This is a genomic window from Arthrobacter sp. Y3221160 (genome assembly GCF_059092585.1).
Genome location: NZ_JBNHHU010000001.1, coordinates 672,741 through 688,707 on the forward strand (window position 1 = coordinate 672,741; position 15,967 = coordinate 688,707).

The 15,967-nt window shown below is 68.0% G+C and carries 17 protein-coding genes; 9 read left to right on the forward strand and 8 right to left on the reverse strand.

Annotated features, from left to right (window positions below; genetic code table 11):
- Window positions 1–25 precede the first annotated feature (25 nt).
- Window positions 26–1,360: an NAD(P)/FAD-dependent oxidoreductase gene (locus AC5RWG_RS03080; protein ID WP_494167092.1), complete on the forward strand. Its 1,335-nt coding sequence runs from the start codon at window positions 26–28 to the stop codon at window positions 1,358–1,360.
- 62 nt (window positions 1,361–1,422) lie between these two features.
- Here AC5RWG_RS03080 and AC5RWG_RS03085 read toward each other — a convergent pair whose 3' ends face one another.
- The gene (locus tag AC5RWG_RS03085; RefSeq protein WP_494073811.1) at window positions 1,423–3,897 is read right to left on the reverse strand and encodes a GcvT family protein; all 2,475 of its coding nucleotides are present in this window, start codon (window positions 3,895–3,897) and stop codon (window positions 1,423–1,425) included.
- A gap of 143 nt (window positions 3,898–4,040) precedes the next feature.
- Here AC5RWG_RS03085 and AC5RWG_RS03090 point away from each other — a divergent pair, with 143 nt between their 5' ends.
- From AC5RWG_RS03090 to AC5RWG_RS03125, 8 genes are all read left to right on the forward strand, one after another.
- Window positions 4,041–4,661: a TetR/AcrR family transcriptional regulator gene (locus AC5RWG_RS03090; protein WP_494012296.1), complete on the forward strand. Its 621-nt coding sequence runs from the start codon at window positions 4,041–4,043 to the stop codon at window positions 4,659–4,661.
- Window positions 4,662–4,824: 163 nt separating this feature from the next.
- Entirely contained in the window at window positions 4,825–5,388 is a 564-nt protein-coding gene (locus AC5RWG_RS03095; RefSeq protein WP_493999953.1) for a helix-turn-helix domain-containing protein, read from the forward strand.
- A gap of 69 nt (window positions 5,389–5,457) precedes the next feature.
- Window positions 5,458–6,579, forward strand: a complete 1,122-nt coding sequence (locus AC5RWG_RS03100; protein ID WP_494166391.1) for an ABC transporter substrate-binding protein — start codon at window positions 5,458–5,460, stop codon at window positions 6,577–6,579.
- A complete protein-coding gene (locus AC5RWG_RS03105; protein ID WP_494025726.1) occupies window positions 6,579–7,508 on the forward strand; it encodes an ABC transporter permease in 930 nt (309 codons plus the stop codon). The genes AC5RWG_RS03100 and AC5RWG_RS03105 overlap by 1 nt, the downstream gene beginning before the upstream one ends.
- A complete protein-coding gene (locus AC5RWG_RS03110) occupies window positions 7,505–8,302 on the forward strand; it encodes an ABC transporter permease (protein ID WP_494073808.1) in 798 nt (265 codons plus the stop codon). The genes AC5RWG_RS03105 and AC5RWG_RS03110 overlap by 4 nt, the downstream gene beginning before the upstream one ends.
- Window positions 8,292–9,404: an ABC transporter ATP-binding protein gene (locus AC5RWG_RS03115; RefSeq protein ID WP_493999957.1), complete on the forward strand. Its 1,113-nt coding sequence runs from the start codon at window positions 8,292–8,294 to the stop codon at window positions 9,402–9,404. Before AC5RWG_RS03110 ends, AC5RWG_RS03115 begins: the two co-directional genes overlap by 11 nt.
- An 11-nt stretch (window positions 9,405–9,415) precedes the next feature.
- Window positions 9,416–10,819, forward strand: coding sequence for an NAD(P)/FAD-dependent oxidoreductase (locus AC5RWG_RS03120; protein WP_494073807.1), 1,404 nt, complete (start codon window positions 9,416–9,418; stop codon window positions 10,817–10,819).
- Between the two features lie 76 nt (window positions 10,820–10,895).
- Entirely contained in the window at window positions 10,896–11,258 is a 363-nt protein-coding gene (locus AC5RWG_RS03125; protein ID WP_493999959.1) for a cupin domain-containing protein, read from the forward strand.
- A 4-nt stretch (window positions 11,259–11,262) separates the two neighbouring features.
- On the opposite strand, the gene AC5RWG_RS03130 is transcribed toward AC5RWG_RS03125, so the two are convergent.
- From AC5RWG_RS03130 to rimM, 7 genes are all read right to left on the reverse strand, one after another.
- Window positions 11,263–11,586 carry a DUF2469 domain-containing protein gene (locus tag AC5RWG_RS03130; protein WP_493999960.1) on the reverse strand — a complete coding sequence of 108 codons (324 nt, stop codon included), beginning with the start codon at window positions 11,584–11,586 and terminating at the stop codon, window positions 11,263–11,265.
- Window positions 11,587–11,619: 33 nt separating this feature from the next.
- The gene (gene rnhB, locus AC5RWG_RS03135) at window positions 11,620–12,318 is read right to left on the reverse strand and encodes a ribonuclease HII (protein ID WP_494022923.1); all 699 of its coding nucleotides are present in this window, start codon (window positions 12,316–12,318) and stop codon (window positions 11,620–11,622) included.
- Entirely contained in the window at window positions 12,315–13,124 is an 810-nt protein-coding gene (gene lepB, locus AC5RWG_RS03140) for a signal peptidase I (RefSeq protein WP_494128255.1), read from the reverse strand. Before lepB (AC5RWG_RS03140) ends, rnhB begins: the two co-directional genes overlap by 4 nt.
- A gap of 5 nt (window positions 13,125–13,129) precedes the next feature.
- Window positions 13,130–13,840: a signal peptidase I gene (gene lepB, locus AC5RWG_RS03145; protein ID WP_493999963.1), complete on the reverse strand. Its 711-nt coding sequence runs from the start codon at window positions 13,838–13,840 to the stop codon at window positions 13,130–13,132.
- A gap of 32 nt (window positions 13,841–13,872) precedes the next feature.
- Complete coding sequence (gene rplS, locus AC5RWG_RS03150) at window positions 13,873–14,232, reverse strand: 50S ribosomal protein L19 (protein ID WP_493941266.1); 360 nt, start codon at window positions 14,230–14,232, stop codon at window positions 13,873–13,875.
- 248 nt (window positions 14,233–14,480) lie between these two features.
- Window positions 14,481–15,350, reverse strand: coding sequence for a tRNA (guanosine(37)-N1)-methyltransferase TrmD (gene trmD, locus AC5RWG_RS03155; RefSeq protein ID WP_494128256.1), 870 nt, complete (start codon window positions 15,348–15,350; stop codon window positions 14,481–14,483).
- Window positions 15,351–15,899 carry a ribosome maturation factor RimM gene (gene rimM / locus AC5RWG_RS03160; RefSeq protein WP_494128257.1) on the reverse strand — a complete coding sequence of 183 codons (549 nt, stop codon included), beginning with the start codon at window positions 15,897–15,899 and terminating at the stop codon, window positions 15,351–15,353.
- Window positions 15,900–15,967: the final 68 nt, after the last annotated feature.

The following is a 15,967-nucleotide window of genomic DNA, read 5'->3' on the forward strand; positions in this document are numbered from 1 at the left end:
AGGGCAGCTTCACATGACCCCCGGGATGTGGAAATCCCGCCCCGTGCGGCGGCCTGTGCAGGGCAGGGCGGCAGCCTCCGTTACGCTGAGAAGTGATGCGCAGCACACCCCGGCCTGCGCTCCATGTCAGCCACCGGTTCAGCCTCTCGTCGCGCGCAAGCGGGCGCCGGCCTGCTGCACGGACAGGAACGGTCCGGGGCGCAGGAAGGACATTGCAGTGAGGATAACTGTCGTCGGAGCCGGTGCATGGGGTTTGCCGGCAGCGGCCGAGCTGGCCGGCCGGGGTCATCACGTCACCCTGATTGACCGCTTCGGCGTATCGAACCCCCTGTCGTCCTCTTATGGACCGACGCGCATGTGGCGCATTGCCGACCCGGACCCCGGCCGGGTCCGGCTGTCCAGGTTGGGGCTGGAGGCCATGAAGCGGCTCTCGAGCAGGGCCGGGCAACCCGTTTACCACCAAAAGGGCCTGCTGTGGCGCGACACGTTGTCGCTGCCGCGCCTGCGGTCGACCCTCCTGGCCGAAGATGTGCCCTTCGAGGAGGTCGACGCGGACAACGTTGCAGCGTTCCTGCCCGGCCTGAGGCCGGACGGCCGGGATGCCATTTGGCAGCGGGACGCCGGCGTGGTGCTGGCCGATGCGAGCCTGCAGGCCCAGTTCCGGCTGTTTTCCGCGGCCGGCGGCACCTTCCTGCACGGGGCCACGGTGTCGGAGGTTTCGGCGGCTTCGGGAACCGTCAGCGCTTCCCTTTCCGATAGCCGGCGCGTCGATGCGGACGTGTTGGTGATTGCGGCCGGTCCGGGGAGCGGCACCTTGCTCGCACAGCTTGGCTTGCCTGCGCCGCTTCGGCCGTACCTGGAGCAGGTGGTCCACTTCGGCGGCGCGCGGGGCGCCACCGACGACTATTCTTGCTTTTTCGACGGCCCAACTGACGAAGCACCGGGCATCTACGCCATGAGCAGCCCCGGCATAGGCTACAAGGTCGGCCTGGACAGTCCGCTGCGGCACTACATCGAGGGGGACGCCGACAGGTCCCCGGATGAGGTGCGCACCGGCATCATCCGCGAACGGGTGCGCCGCGACTTGCTGTCGCTGCAACCTGATGTGCTCGACGCGCAGGTCTGCGTGTGGACCGACACCCCCGACGGCAGGTTCGTCGTCGATTCGCCGGTCCCCGGCGTCGTTGTCGCCTGCGGGGATGCCGGCGAGGGCTTCAAGTATTCGGCGCTGATGGGCATCATTGTCGCCGACCTGGCCGAGGACAAGCAGCCTGAGGCTGACATCAGCCCCTACCGGCTGGGTCGCTTCGAGGCCGCGGATAGCGCCGACTGGGGTGTTCCGACCGCGCTGGGCCGCTGATCGGCCGCGGAACACCCCGCCGCACCGAGGTGCAGGTCAGGCCTCGACCGGCAGGCCGGCTGCTAACCGCGCAGCCGTTCCCCTTTCGGATCGTAGAACGGGCGCCGTGAGACTGTGGCCGCGACGAGCCGGCCCCGGCATTCGACCGTGAACGTTCCGGAGAGGTCCGTATCCGCGGCGACCGAGGCGAGCCCGACGGCGCGTCCCAGCGTGTAGCCGTAGCTGCCGCTGGTCATGCGGCCCACCGGCACGCCGTCGCAGAACACGGTCTCGTCGTGCACGAACAATGCCTCCGGGTCCTCCAGCGCCAGGTAGACGGTCCGGTGGGCGGGCGCCGCCGGGTCCAGCTTGGCCACCGCGTCCCGGCCCACGAAGCCGCCCGGCTTGTCCAGCGCCACGGTGAAGCCGAGTCCTGCGGAGTACGGGTCGTCGGCGGGCCCGATGTCGTGCCCGAGATGGCGGAAACCCTTCTCGCTGCGCAGCGAGTCGAGGGCGTGGTAGCCGGCCAGCCGCACGCCGAGGTCCTGGCCGGCCTCCCACAACGCGTCGAACACGTTGAGGGCCGTGTCCGTGCCCGGGTACAGCTCGTAGCCGAGTTCGCCGACGAAGCTCACCCGCAGGGCATAGGCGAAGCCGTCGGCAACCTCCACGGTCCGTCCCTCGGTGTAGGCCTGGGCGGCGTCCGACCAGTCCTCGGGCGAGACCCGGCCGAGCAGTTCCCGGCTCTTCGGTCCCATGACCCCGATCGTCGCCAGACCGGCCGTCGCATCGAAGACCGCGGCCGCCTTGCCTTGCGCCAGCCGCCGCAGGTACCCCAGCGTCTTGTCCTGGCTGAAGGCGGGCGTCACCACAAGGAACCGGTCTTCCCCGAGCCTGGTGACGGTGCCGTCCAGCTCGATCCCCCCGGCCTCGTTGAGCATCAGGGTGTAGACGGCCTTGCCGACGCGGACGTCGACGTCTGCCGTGCAGGCCTGCTGACAGACCGCCAGCGCGTCCGGACCTGCCACTTCGATCTTCGCGAAGGAGCTCAGGTCGAACAGCACCACCCCTTCCCGTGCGCCACGGTGCTCCTCGCCGACTCGGTCGAACCAGTTCTGCCGGCCGTAGCTGTACTCATACTGCGGCGCGGTCCCGGGGTCGCCGTACCAGTTGGCCCGTTCCCAGCCGTTGAGCTCCCCGAAGCAGGCGCCGAGTTCGGCGAGCCGGGCGTGCAGCGGCGAGCGCCGCACGTTCCGTGCCGTGGTCGGCTGCAGCTGCGGCCAGTGCATGGCGTAGAGGCGTCCGAGCCCCTCCCGGGTCCGGGCATGGAGGTAGCGCCGGTTGTTCTGGTGCCGCGAGAACCGCTGGACGTCCACCGCGGCCGCGTCGAAGCCCGGCGATCCGGAGATCACCCACTCGGCCAGTTCCCGACCGGCGCCGGGGGCGAAAATGATGCCCTGGGAGTTGAAGCCGGCCGCGACAAAGAGGTTGCGCACCTCGGACGTTTCCCCGAGGACGAAGTTGGAATCCGGGGTGAAGCTTTCCGGGGCATTGAGGAAGCGGTCGTAACGGCTCTGCGCCAGTGCCGGCACCGCCGCCTCCGCCTTGCCGCGGATCGTCGCGAAGTGTTCCCAGTCGGCCTCGAACTCCGCGAAACCGCTTCTGCCGATCCCGCTCACCGGCCGCGGCAACCCGTCGGGCTCGAAGGCGCCGACCAGCAGCCGCCCCGACTCGTGTCGGATGTAGTAGCTGTTGTCCAGATCCCGGAAGACCGGCAGCTCGGGCACGGCGCCGTCGATCTCCCCGCTCCGCACGTGCACGTGCTCGGCGGCATACAGCGGCACATGCGCCCCGGCGGTCGCGGCCAGGTCGCGCGTCCACAGCCCGCAGGCGAGGATCGCCCGTTCGGCCTCTATGGTCCCCTGATCCGTGACGACGCCCGTCACCCCGCCCCGGCCGTGGCGGATGCCGGTGACGGACACGTTTTCGCGCAGGGCGACGCCGAGCCCGTGGGCAAGTTTGGCGAAGGACAGCGCCGCATACCCGGGGTTGATGTGCCCGTCGTCGGGCAGGTAGAGCGCGCCGAGTACTCCGTCGGTCCGGGCCAGCGGCCACAGCCGGCCCAGGCCGGCCGCATCCAGGATCTCCGCCTCCGTGCCGTTCTGGCGGGCCACGTCGCAGGCGTAGTGCATTTCATCCACCCGGCCGGCGGTCCGCGCCACCATCACCGAGCCGGATTGCTGGAACGAGACGTCGAGCCCGGAGCGTTCTTCGAGCGTGCCGTAGGTCTCGAGGCCGTACCTTGCCAGCTTGGTCATCGCCGTCGTCGTCCTCCCGCCGGTCACCAGGCCTGCCGCGTGCCACGTGGTGCCGCTGCCCAGGACGTTGGCTTCGAGCAGGACGACGTCCGTCTCCCCCGAGGCCGCCAGGTGATAGGCAATGCTGGCCCCGATGATTCCCCCGCCGACGACGACGGTGCGCGCGCGGGCGGGCAGCGGCCCGCGGGCCTCATCGGTGAAGGCTGCCGCGCTGATGGTGCGGTCTACGAGCCGGTCCATGGTTTTCCTCGCTTCTGTCGGCAGCAGGTCAGGGGCCCGCCGTGCGGTCCACGGGCCCGCCGCGGATGGGGCACTCGGGCCGCTGTCGTTCCCGTTAATAATGAATTATTGTGAACGGTATCACAGCACATCGAAGGGAAAACATGAGCCCCGTTGCCGCCCCGGGCCGCGCGCTGACGGTCGAGGATCAGCCGCGGCGCCGCCTCATCCTCGAGGCGGCGGAACGCCTGCTGGCGGCCCGCGGATTCGACGGAATCCGCCTGCGGGACATCTCCACGGAAGCGGGAATCTCCATTGGAATGATCCAGCACTACTTCCCCAGCCGGGACGCCGTGGTCCGCGAAATGCTGGTCACCGCGTGTGAGCGCAGGGCGACGGAATGGCAGCTGCCCGCGCAGCGGCAGGAGGACCCGGCCGCGAAAATCCGGGCGCTCCTCGCCGGCGCGGTCACGGATCCGGAGCACTGCACCGTCTGGCTGGAATCCTGCGCGGCGGCCAGCAGGCACGGGGAGGTGCAACCCGTTGTGCTGCACACCAACACCCTGTGGCGGAAGGCGCTGGCCGCAGCAATTGCCGAAGGCACGGATGCCGGCCGCTTCACCCCCGCGATCCCGGTGGAACAGATCGTGGACACCCTGGTCGCACTCATCGACGGCCTGATCATGGCCGTGGCCACGAAGGACCCGAAAATCACGCCGGACTACACCAAGTCGCTGCTGCTGGCGGCGGCGCGCCTTCAGCTCGGCGCCGACCTCGGCGAGTGAGGCCCTAGGGAAGCGGACGGTTTTTTGGCCCGAGCCCCGAGACGCGGCTCACAAAAAAATCGGTGAAACGCTTGTTTTCGGCTGAACACCCGGGCTAGGGTCTACTAAACGCGGTGATAAGTGACATAAATCACCGCGTTAGGAAGACTAAAGGAGGTGTTCGATGAGCGGTACGGCGGACAACGAGCAGCCGATCGGCCAGCGCATTCGTGCGGCACGGGAACTGCGGAGCATCTCGCTGCGCAGCCTGGCCCAGCTGACCGGCGTCAGCTCGGGTTTCCTGAGCCAGCTGGAAAACGCGCACTCGAACGCCAGCGTCGCCACGCTCAAGAAGATCGCGGAAGCCCTCGGAACGACGACGGCGGAGCTGATCGACGGCACCAGGCCCGAGGGCCGGGTACTGCGCAAGGCCGACCGGCCGGTTTTCCATGCCGGCGACGGCCTCAACAAGTACCTGCTCACCGGCTCCCCGCAGCGGAACCTGGAGGTCTACGCCGGCGAACTCGACATGCACGGCGGGACCGGCGAGGAACTGTACGCCCACGGGAATGCGCAGGAGGTCCTCGTCTGCCTGAAGGGGCGGGTGGAGGTCCGCTTCTCCGGCGAGTCCCATGTCCTGGAAGGCGGGGACAGCGTCGAATACCTCTCGTCCGCGCCGCACGGCCTTCGGAACCTGGCCCACGGCACGTCCGAGGTCATGTGGATCATCAGCCCTCCAACCATCTAAAGCAGCGGGCCGGACGGTTCGACAGCCGGCGCTTCCGCACTCAGCGTTCCACACGAAAGAGGAGAAACAATGTCAGCACTTAGCACATCCCGCCGCCGGCGGGCCCTGCCGGTTGGAATAGCGGCAGCAGTCGCGCTGCTCGTGTCGGCCTGTGGCGGTGGGGGCAGTGCCGCCTCGGCCGACATCGACCTGGGCACCGGTCCCGCGGAGGCCGGAACGGTCAAAGCCGGCGCCTTGGAGGGCCTGAACATGACCTTTGCCTCCTACGGCGGCATCTACCAGGACGGACAGATGGCGGCGGCAGTGACGCCGTTCGCCGAGGAGTCCGGGGCGAACGTCTTGTCCGATGGGCCGATGGAGTATGCGAAGATCCAGGCGCAGGTGGAGTCGAACAACGTGACGTGGGACGTCGTCGACACCGATTCGAACTGGGCGGCCGGCCAATGCGGAAAGCTCCTGCAGAAGCTGGACTACTCGATCATCGATAAGTCCAAAATCCCCGAGGGCCTGGCCAGCGAGTGCTACGTGCCGGCCATGCAGTACGCGGCGGTCGTCGTGTACAACACCGAGAAGTACAGCGAGGCGCCCCAGGGCTGGGCCGATTTCTTCGATACCAAGAAGTTCCCCGGCAAGCGGGCCGTCCAGGGCGCCGACGTCGGAGGCGGCCTCCTCGAGGGCGCCCTGATCGCCGACGGGGTGGCAGAGGAAGACCTCTACCCGCTCGATGTCGAGCGGGCGCTGAAGAAGGTGGACACCATCAAGGACAGCCTCGTGTATTGGACCACGGGAGCCCAGTCGCAGCAGATGCTTGAGGCGGAGGAAGTGGACATGGCCATCGTCTGGTCCGGCCGCGCCTACGGAGCCGTGGAAAACGGAGCCCCGTTCGAGCCGGTCTGGGAGACCGGCGTCGTGGTCATGGACGTCCTGGCCGTTCCCACGAACGCCAAGAACCCGAAGGCCTCGATGGCCCTGATCAACTACGCACTCGGCAAGGAACAGCAGGAGAAGCTCACCGAGGAAACGTCGTATTCCCCGGTCCACCTGGACGCCAAGCCGGCGGTGAATGAGAACGGCAAGAAGTTCCTGATCACCGAACCGGAGATCGCCGACAAGGTCCTGGTCTCCGACTTCGAATGGTGGGGCGAGAACTACGCCTCGACCCTGGAACGCTGGACGGCCTGGGTCTCCTAATGAGCAATGCAGTCAAAGACCCCGTGCGGCCGGCAGCCCCGGCCGGCCGGACGGGGAATGGCGAGGGCGGCGCAGCGCCGTCGGCCGGAAGGCGCCCGCGGCTGAGTCCGCTGCTGTTGTTGCTCCCGGCGCTGGCGCTGATGGCCGGCGTGTTCGCCTACCCGCTGGCCGAGGCGATGTGGCGCAGCGTGGCGGACCCGGTGCCCGGCACGCAGAACTACGAGTGGTTTGCCGCCAACGCCGGCAACTGGGCCGTGCTCGGGCGGACCCTGTGGGTCGCGCTGCTGTCCGCAGCCATCTGCCTGGTGCTGGCTTATCCGTACGCGTACTTCATGGTGATTTCGGGCCCCAAGATGCGTGCGGCGTTGGTGGTCATAGTCCTCATACCGTTCTGGACGTCGCTGATGATCCGCAGCTTCGCGTGGATCATCCTGCTGCAGGACAACGGCCTGATCAACGGCATGCTCGGGTTCCTGGGGCTGGGGCCGTTCGAGCTGATCCGCAACACCACGGGCGTCCTGATCGGCATGGTCCAGGTGCTGCTGCCGTTCATGGTGCTGCCGCTGTACGCGTCGATGCGGAACGTGGACCTGCGGCTGCTGCAGGCTTCCAGCAGCCTGGGCGCCGCTCCCTTCGTCTCCTTCACCCGGATCTTCATGCCGCTGGCCATGCCCGGCGTGGTGTCCGGCTCCCTGCTGGTCTTCATCCAGGCGCTGGGCTTCTACATCACCCCGGCGCTGCTCGGCTCGCCATCCGAGATGCTGATCTCGCAATACATCTACGTGCAGGTCAACGGCCAACTCCAGTGGGGTCGCGGCAGCGTACTGGGCGTCATCCTGCTCCTTGCCACGCTGCTGCTGCTGGGCCTGTTGGCGCTGCTGCTGCGCAAGAGCAAACGTGCCGCCGGCGATGAAGGAGGACTGCTGTGAAACATTCCGTGCTGACCCGGTCCCTGCTGCTGGTCTATGCGGGCCTGGTGGCCGCCATCTTGATCGCGCCGACCTCGATCGTCATTCCGCTCAGTTTTACGGACAAGGCCTCGCTGAGTTTCCCGCCGTCGGGCTGGTCGCTGCGCTGGTATGAGAATTTCTTCACCGACCGGGCGTGGATGTCCGCCCTCGGCAATTCGATACTGATCGCCGTCATCGTTGCCGTCGCGGCGACCGTCATAGGCACCGCGGCGTCGATGGGCCTGCAAAAGTTCGTCCGGCGCCGGGCTGCCAAGACGCTGCAGGCGCTGCTGCTGGCCCCGATCGTGGTGCCGGCGATCATCCTCGCCATCGGCATCTATGCGATCTTCCTGCGGCTGCAGATGCTGGGCACCCTGACCGGCTTCGTGCTCGCCCACACGGTCCTGGCCGTGCCGTTTGTGGTGGTCTCCGTCACGGCGGCCCTCAGCGGTTTCGATCAGCGGCTGGCGACGGCGGCGGCGAGCCTGGGCGCGAACCGGTGGTCCACGTTCCTTCAGGTCATCCTGCCATCCATTCTGCCCGGAGTCGTTTCGGGCGCACTCTTCGCCTTCGTGACCTCGTTCGACGAGGTCGTGCTGTCGATCTTCATTAAAAGTCCGTACTTGGAAACGCTGCCCGTCAAGATGTATTCGTCCGTCACCAGGGACACGGACCCAACCATCGCGGCCGCAGCAACCTTGATCATGCTCTTGACGACAATCATCATTGCCGTCGGGCTGCTCAGTATGCGTAGGAGGAAACGTGTCCAGTAAGCTCACCGGGGCCGGCACTCGGATCGACATCCAGAATGTCACCAAGCGCTATGCCAAATCCACCGCCGTGGACGACGTCTCGCTGACCATCGAGCCGGGTGAATTCATCACCCTGCTGGGCCCGTCCGGCAGCGGCAAGACGACCACGCTGAACCTCGTTGCCGGCTTCACGGACCTGACCAGCGGCTCGATCGAGATCGACGGCCAGCGCGTGGACAACGTGCCGGCGCACAAGCGCGGGCTCGGCGTCGTTTTCCAGCACTACGCCCTGTTCCCGCACATGAGCGTCGCCGAGAACATTGCGTTTCCGCTGCAGCAGCGCAAGACCCCTAAGTCCGAACAGCAAACGCTGATTGCCGAGGCACTCAAGACCGTCGGACTGTCCGGCTATGAGGACCGCTACCCGCGCGAACTCTCCGGCGGCCAGCAGCAGCGCGTCGCCTTCGCCCGCGCCATGGTCTTCAACCCCCGGGCGCTGCTCATGGACGAGCCGCTGGGCGCGCTGGACAAGAACCTGCGCGAGAAGCTGCAGCTGGAGATCAAGCGGATCCACCAGGAAGTCGGCCGCACCTTCGTCTTCGTCACCCATGACCAGGAAGAAGCCCTGATCCTCAGCGACCGCATCGCCATCTTCAACAACGGCAGGATCGAGCAGGTCGGTACGAGTGCCGAGCTTTACGAGCGCCCCTCCAGCCTGTTCGTGGCCAAGTTCATGGGCGAGTCCACCATTTTCCGTGCCGACGTCGATGCGGCCGGCCCGGAGTGGTCCATGGACTTCCACGGGGCCAAACTCCGCGGCCCCGCCGGCCGGAGCGTCTCGGGCAAGGGTGCCCTGGTCCTGCGGCCCGAGCAGCTGCGCGTCGCCCCGAAGGCGGAGGAAGTCCCTGGCGGCGCCGTCACCGTCCCGGTCAAGGTGGTCCAGAACATCTATCTGGGCTCCGGCCACAAGTATGAACTGCAGCTGCCCGACGGCTCCACCGGCATCGTCCGCACCCCGCTGTCCGAAAGCAACGGCCTGCGGCCCGGAGACGATGCGGTCGTCTACTGGTCCGCCCGGGACGGCGTGCTGCTCGAAGACTCCGACCTCGTCTCCACGACCTAGGAAACCCCACCATGAGCAAAAAACTGATCACCGAGACGGCCTCGACGGTTAACGGCAACGTCTCCTTCTGGTTTGCCGAGGACGGGCTGCCCGCGCCCCGGCCGGCCCTGGCCGGCGACACGACGGCCGATGTCGCCATCGTCGGCGCCGGCTACACCGGGCTGTGGACGGCGTACTACCTCAAGAAGGCCCGGCCGGAGCTGGATATCGTCGTGCTGGAGAGCCGCTTCGCCGGCTTCGGCGCCTCGGGCCGCAACGGCGGCTGGCTGACCAACAGCATCACCGGCGGCCGCGGCCAGTACGTCAAGGCGCACGGCCGTGCGCTGGTGGGCCGCTTCCAGACGCTGCTGAACGAGACGGTGGACGAGGTTATCGCGGTCGCCGGTGCGGAGGGCATCGACGCCGGTGTCCGCAAGGGCGGCGAGCTGAATGTGGCCCGCAATCCGGCCCAGCTGGAACGGCTCAAGGCCCTGGCCGCAGCCGAGGCCGAGTGGCCCGAGGCCGGCGTCCGCCTGCTGAGCGCGGCCGAAAGCAGCGAGCGGGTCCGGATTGCCGGCACGCTCGGCGCCGTCCACCAGCCGCACTGTGCCCGGATCCATCCGGCCAAGCTGGTGCGCGGCCTGGCGGAAAGGGTGGAAGCTTTGGGCGTGCGCATCTACGAAGACACCACCGTCACCGAAATCAGCCCCCGGCTGGCGTGGACGGAGAGGGGTGATGTCCGGGCCGAGTACATTCTGCGGGCGACGGAGGGCTTCACCGCGAACCTGAAGGGCTCGCACCGCGAATGGCTCCCGATGAATTCGTCGATGATCGCCACCGAGCCCCTCGGAGACGACGCCTGGGCGGCGATCGGGTGGAATGAGTTCGACACCGTGGGCGACATGGCGCACGCCTACATGTACGCCCAGCGCACGGCCGATAACCGGATTGCGCTCGGCGGGCGCGGCGTGCCCTACCGGTTTGGCTCCAAAACGGACACGGACGGGGCCACCCAGCCCGAGACCATCCAGAACCTGGCCGCGATCCTGCACGACATGTTCCCGGCCACCCGCGGCGCACGGATCGACCATGCCTGGGCCGGTGTGCTGGGCGTCCCGCGCGACTGGAAGGCCACCGTCGGCCTGGATCGGGAGACCGGCATCGGCTGGGCCGGCGGGTATGTCGGCACCGGCGTGACCGCGACGAACCTGGCCGGCCGCACACTGCGGGACCTGGTGCTGGATACGGAGAGCGAACTGACCACCATGCCGTGGGTGAACCGCCGGGTGCGCACCTGGGAAGTGGAACCCCTGCGCTGGATTGCCGTCCAGGCCATGTACGCGGCGTACTACGCCGCGGACAAGTCGGAGAACTCCGGCCGCACCTCAACCTCCCCGATTGCCAAGGCCGCAGACCTCATCTCCGGCCGCGCCTGAAGTACTTCGCGCTGGTCGGGCGGCGCGAGCATGCCCTGCCCGACCAGCGCGGCCCACCCCTTGGAAAGGATCAACCATGTCCATTGACACCATTCACCTCCCGGCGGCGCCCCACGCCGCGCTCGGAGCGCCCGGGCCCAAGCCCACGGCGGTCACAGAGGGGCAGCAGGAGGCATCGCGCGAAATCTGGAGCGCGGACAGCCTCAACGTGGGCATCTGGGAGTGCTCCCCCGGTTTGTTCACCGCGGTGCGGGACGGCTACCACGAGGTCTGCCAGATCCTGGCCGGGCGGGTCACCATCACCGCCGAGGGGCAGAAGCCGGTGGAAGCCGGCGCGGGCGACACCGTCGTCATGCCCGCCGGCTGGAAGGGCACGTGGGAAGTCCACGACACCGTCCGCAAGACGTACATCACCCTGGACGGGGTCGGCGGCCGGTAGCCGCTCAGCCGCCGAGCCCGCCCTTGGGCAGGGTCAGGTCGTCGTTCTTTGCCAGTTCCTCGACGTTGACGTCCTTGAACGTGATCACGCGCACGGATTTCACGAACCGGGCGGAACGGTAGACGTCCCAGACCCACGCGTCCTGCAGGGTCAGGTCGAAGTAGATCTCGCCGTCGGCAGAGCGCGCCTGCAGGTCCACGTGGTTGGCCAGATAGAAGCGGCGCTCGGTTTCCACGACGTAGCTGAACAGGCCGGCGACATCGCGGTACTCCCGGTAGAGCTGCAGCTCCATGTCGGTCTCGTAGTTCTCAAGGTCTTCGGCGCTCATGTATCCATCCTGCCCCAGATTGCCCCGCGGCGTTTACTCCGCGAGTTCGACGGCGGGCATCAGCGGTTCCTCGGGGGTCAGCCGCCAACTTCGGCGGTGCAGCTCCGAGGGACCGATGCCCAGCAAGGCGGCGCGGTGCGCGGCGGTGGCGTAGCCCTTGTTGATGTCCCAGGCGTAGTCCGGATAGTCCGCGGCGTAGCCGGTCATCATCGCGTCGCGCTCCACCTTCGCCAGCACGCTGGCCGCGGCCACGCTGAGGCACTGCAGGTCCGCCTTGATCCTGGTCCGGACCGGCGCGTCGCAGCCGGGCTGCGCGACGTCGTCGAAGAGCGACGGCTCCCCCGCCGACAGCCAGTCGTGGTTGCCGTCGAGGATCACGATGTCCGGGCGCGCGGTGGCCAGCACCTGGCCCCAGGCCCGCGCGCCGGCCAGCCGCAGGGCCGCCATCAGGCCCAGCGCATCGATTTCGGCCGCGCTGGCATGCCCCACGCCGTAGGCCGTCGCCCACTTGTGGATCTTGGGCACCAGGGCCACCCGGTCCGCCGGGCTGAGCAGTTTGCTGTCGCGGACGCCGCGGATCTGCTTGGCCGAGGTCGCGTCGATGGCCACCATCCCTACGCTGACCGGTCCGGCCAGGGCCCCGCGGCCCACTTCGTCCGCACCGGCGACCAGCCGGTGGCCCGCCTCCGCGAAGGACCGCTCGAAGCGCAGCGTGGGGTTCCTGCCGGTCACGGTGCCTCGTCCTGCCGGGCCAGGGCCGGCTTCCCGCCGCCGGACGCTTCGGACGGTTCCGGGACGCCGTCGAAGACCTCGGGGTAATTGCCCAGGAAGCCCAGCCGGTCCAGCGGCCAGGCGATGACGCTGGCCTTGCCCTCGACGGACTCGAGGTCCACGAAGCCCCTCGACGCCTCGTCCTGGTGTTCGCGCGAGTCCGCGGAATGGTTCCGGTTATCGCCCATGACCCAGATTTTACCCTCGGGCACCGTCACGTCGAAGGGAATCCGGGCGTTGTCCGAGCCCGGCGCCAGGTAGGGATCCTCGTCCAGCGGCTCCCCATTGACCGAGATGCGGCCATCGGCGTCGCAACAGACCACCTGGTCGCCGCCCAGGCCAATGACGCGCTTGACCAGGTGCTGCTGGGATGCGTCCGGCATCAGCCCGACGAAGGTGAGGATTTGCTGGAACCAGTTGCCTTCATCCGCCCCGTTCGGCGGCAGCCAGTTGAGCTTGTCCTGGAAAACCACCACGTCGCCGCGGCTGAGCTCAAACGGCTGCGGGACCAGCAGGTTCACGAAGATCCGGTCGTCGACCTCGAGCGTGTCCTCCATCGAGGTGGACGGGATGAAGAAGGCGCGGAAGAGGAAGGTCTTGATCAGGAAAGAAAGGACGACGGCGACCGCGACAATCGTGGCGATCTCCTTCAGCCACGACAACAGGGAGTTCCGTCCGGCGTTCTTGTGTTCGCGCTGGCGTTCGCGCTTCCGCGGCCCGGAGGCATCCGGCTGGTACCCGCCAGTGTCCTTCGGGTCCTGGTCCATACTCACTATCCTCGATTCTCCGCTGGCTGGGCATCCAACTGTATCCGCTCCAGCCCGGACACCCGGTCGAGCGGCCAGATGATGCTCAGCGGGCGGCCAATGACGCGCTCGACGGGGACCATGCCCCCGCCGGGCGCGCCGAGGAGGGCCCGCGAATCGGCCGAGGCCGACCGGTGGTCCCCCATTAACCACAATCTATCCTTGGGCACCTGGACCGAGAACTCCACCTCGCTGGGCGCGTCGCCGGGAAAGAGGTAATCCTCCTCGACGGGCTCGCCATTGACCAGCAGCCGCCCGTCCGGGCCGCAGCACTCGACCGAGTCCCCCGGCAGGCCGATCACGCGCTTCACGTAGATGGTGTCGCTGCCGGCAATGCCCAGCCACTGGCCGGCCTGCTGCGCGGCGTCCACGAACGGGGACTTGCCGCTATTAAAGGGCGCGAACGAGCCCCGCCCGTCGAAGACCACCAGGTCGCCCCGCCGGATCCCGCCGAAGTGGTAGTCGGTGCGGGAAACCAGGACACGGTCGCCGGTCTCCAGCAGCGGCTCCATCGAGCCGGACGGGATGTAGTACACGTCCAGCAGCGTGGCGCGCACGACGGCGCTGAGCACCACGGCGCAGGCGACGACGGCCAACACAAAACGCCAGCCCGGAAGTCCGGGCCGGCGTCTTGGTTGTTCCCCCGAGGCTTCGGGGGAACCAGGGAGGTGCTGCACTGGTTAGGTCAAGAAGTTGCCGGTGGGCAACTTTACTTGGCGGTGCCGAAGTCGCGCTTCTCCTTGATGCGGGCTGCCTTGCCGTGGCGCTTGCGCATGTAGTACAGCTTGGCGCGGCGCACGTCGCCCTTGGTGACGACCTCGATGTGGTCGATGATCGGGGAGTGTACCGGGAAGGTACGCTCCACGCCCACGCCGAAGGAAACCTTGCGGACGGTGAAGGTCTCGCGGACACCATGGCCCTGGCGGCCCATGACGAAACCCTGGAAAACCTGGATACGGGCGGTCTTGCCTTCGATGATGTTCACGTGCACCTTAACGGTGTCGCCGGCGCGGAACTCGGGAACGTCGCTGCGCAGCGATGCTGCGTCAACAGAGTCGAGGATATGCATTTCTCACTCCTGGTGAACGCCACAGGTCATTCACTTTGGTCACGGCAGGACGGTCAGGCGGTGCCTGCAACGGTTGCTGCCGAAATTCAGGAAACCGGCCATCCGGGAATCGGCGGCCGGAGAGTCCGGCTGTTGGCGACGCTCCCCCTGTGGCAGGAACGTGCCCAGCGGACACAATCCTCTATTTTGCCACACGGCAGGGCCCAAGCTCTAATTCCGCCGCCCAAGCCCTACATGCCGCCCCAGCCCTACATGCGGCGTGGCTGAAGCTCCGGGTGCGCCGAATCCGGCACGACCCGCTCGGGCGTGACGGTGTAGCCGAGTCCGGCCAGGGTAGCGCGGTCCTGCTTGTCCAGGGTTTCCGGATCCAGGGCCAGGACCAGGTCCGGGCGGCGCGCGGCGGTGCGGCGCAGCTGTTCGTCGCGGCGGTGCCGGGCAATCTTGGCGTGGTTTCCGCTGAGCAGCACGTCCGGGATACCGCGGCCGCGCCACTCGGAGGGTTTGGTGTAGACCGGATACTCCAGCAGCCCGTCCGAGTGGGACTCCTCCACCAGCGAGTCGGGGTTGCCGACGACGCCGGGAACCAGCCGGCCCACGGCCTCGACCATCGCCAGCACGGCCACCTCTCCCCCGTTCAGCACGTAGTCGCCGAGGCTGACCGGGCGGACCCGGAAATGCCCGCCCGCCCAGTCGAGGACGCGCTCGTCGATGCCTTCGTAGCGGCCGCAGGCGAACACCAGATGGTCCTCGGCGGCGAGCTCGTAGGCGAGGGCCTGGTTGAAGACCTCGCCGGCCGGGGACGGGACGATCAGGACCGGCCGGGCGGCGGCCGGTTCGGGGACCGTGTCCGCGGCGGGCTCCGGGCGGGCCGGCACGTCCCCGCGGGGGCTCGCGGCAACGACCGATTCGAGCGCCTGCGCCCAGGGTTCGGGCTTCATGACCATGCCCGCGCCGCCGCCGTACGGGGTGTCGTCGACGGTGCGGTGGCGGTCGGTAGTGAAGTCGCGCAGGTCGTGGACCTGCAGCTGCAGCAGCCCGTCCTGGCGCGCCTTGCCGATCAGCGACAGGTCCAGCGCGGCCAGGTACTCCGGAAAGATGCTGACGACGTCGATGCGCACCTAGCGCTCCCCCTCGCCGTCGTCGGGGGCCTCCTGCGCATCCGGCGAGTTCAGCTCGAACAGCCCGGCCGGCGGGGTGAGCCGGACAAAGCCCGCCTCCACGTTTACCTCCGGCACGATCTCCTCGACGAACGGCACGAGGACTTCCCCGCCGTCCAGGTCCTCCACGACCAGCAGGTCCTGGGCGGGCATGGTGTTCAGGCCGGAGACCTTGCCGACCGCGTCTTCCCCTATGCGCACCTCGAGGCCGACGAGCTCGTGCTCGTACCACGCGTCGTCGTCGTCCTCGACGTCCTCGGTGTCGACGAAGAGCCTGGCGCCGCGGAGTTCTTCGGCGCCGTTGCGGTCGGCGACTTCATGGAAACCCAGCAGCAGGATGTCCTTGTTCCAGCGGGCACTGCGCACCGTCAGCGGCCCCAAACCGGCCGGCTCCACGGTCAGCTCGACGTCGGGGACGAAGCGATCGGCCGGAGCGTCGGTCAGCACCTGCACCGTGACCTCGCCCCGGATGCCGTGCGGCTTGCCGATCCGGGCAACTTGTACCTGCATGCAGACTCCTTTGGAAGAAAAACGTCCGGCCCCTGGACCATTATCTGGTACAGGGGCCGGAGGTTATG

Bases quoted from the DNA above. Each gene is read 5' to 3' on its own strand.
- AC5RWG_RS03080 (WP_494167092.1), top strand. From the start codon at position 26: ATGTGGAAATCCCGCCCCGTGCGGCGGCCTGTGCAGGGCAGGGCGGCA.
- AC5RWG_RS03085 (WP_494073811.1), bottom strand. From the start codon at position 3,897: ATGGACCGGCTCGTAGACCGCACCATCAGCGCGGCAGCCTTCACCGAT.
- AC5RWG_RS03090 (WP_494012296.1), top strand. From the start codon at position 4,041: ATGAGCCCCGTTGCCGCCCCGGGCCGCGCGCTGACGGTCGAGGATCAG.
- AC5RWG_RS03095 (WP_493999953.1), top strand. From the start codon at position 4,825: ATGAGCGGTACGGCGGACAACGAGCAGCCGATCGGCCAGCGCATTCGT.
- AC5RWG_RS03100 (WP_494166391.1), top strand. From the start codon at position 5,458: ATGTCAGCACTTAGCACATCCCGCCGCCGGCGGGCCCTGCCGGTTGGA.
- AC5RWG_RS03105 (WP_494025726.1), top strand. From the start codon at position 6,579: ATGAGCAATGCAGTCAAAGACCCCGTGCGGCCGGCAGCCCCGGCCGGC.
- AC5RWG_RS03120 (WP_494073807.1), top strand. From the start codon at position 9,416: ATGAGCAAAAAACTGATCACCGAGACGGCCTCGACGGTTAACGGCAAC.
- AC5RWG_RS03125 (WP_493999959.1), top strand. From the start codon at position 10,896: ATGTCCATTGACACCATTCACCTCCCGGCGGCGCCCCACGCCGCGCTC.
- AC5RWG_RS03130 (WP_493999960.1), bottom strand. From the start codon at position 11,586: ATGAGCGCCGAAGACCTTGAGAACTACGAGACCGACATGGAGCTGCAG.
- lepB (WP_494128255.1), bottom strand. From the start codon at position 13,124: ATGGACCAGGACCCGAAGGACACTGGCGGGTACCAGCCGGATGCCTCC.
- rplS (WP_493941266.1), bottom strand. From the start codon at position 14,232: ATGCATATCCTCGACTCTGTTGACGCAGCATCGCTGCGCAGCGACGTT.
- rimM (WP_494128257.1), bottom strand. From the start codon at position 15,899: ATGCAGGTACAAGTTGCCCGGATCGGCAAGCCGCACGGCATCCGGGGC.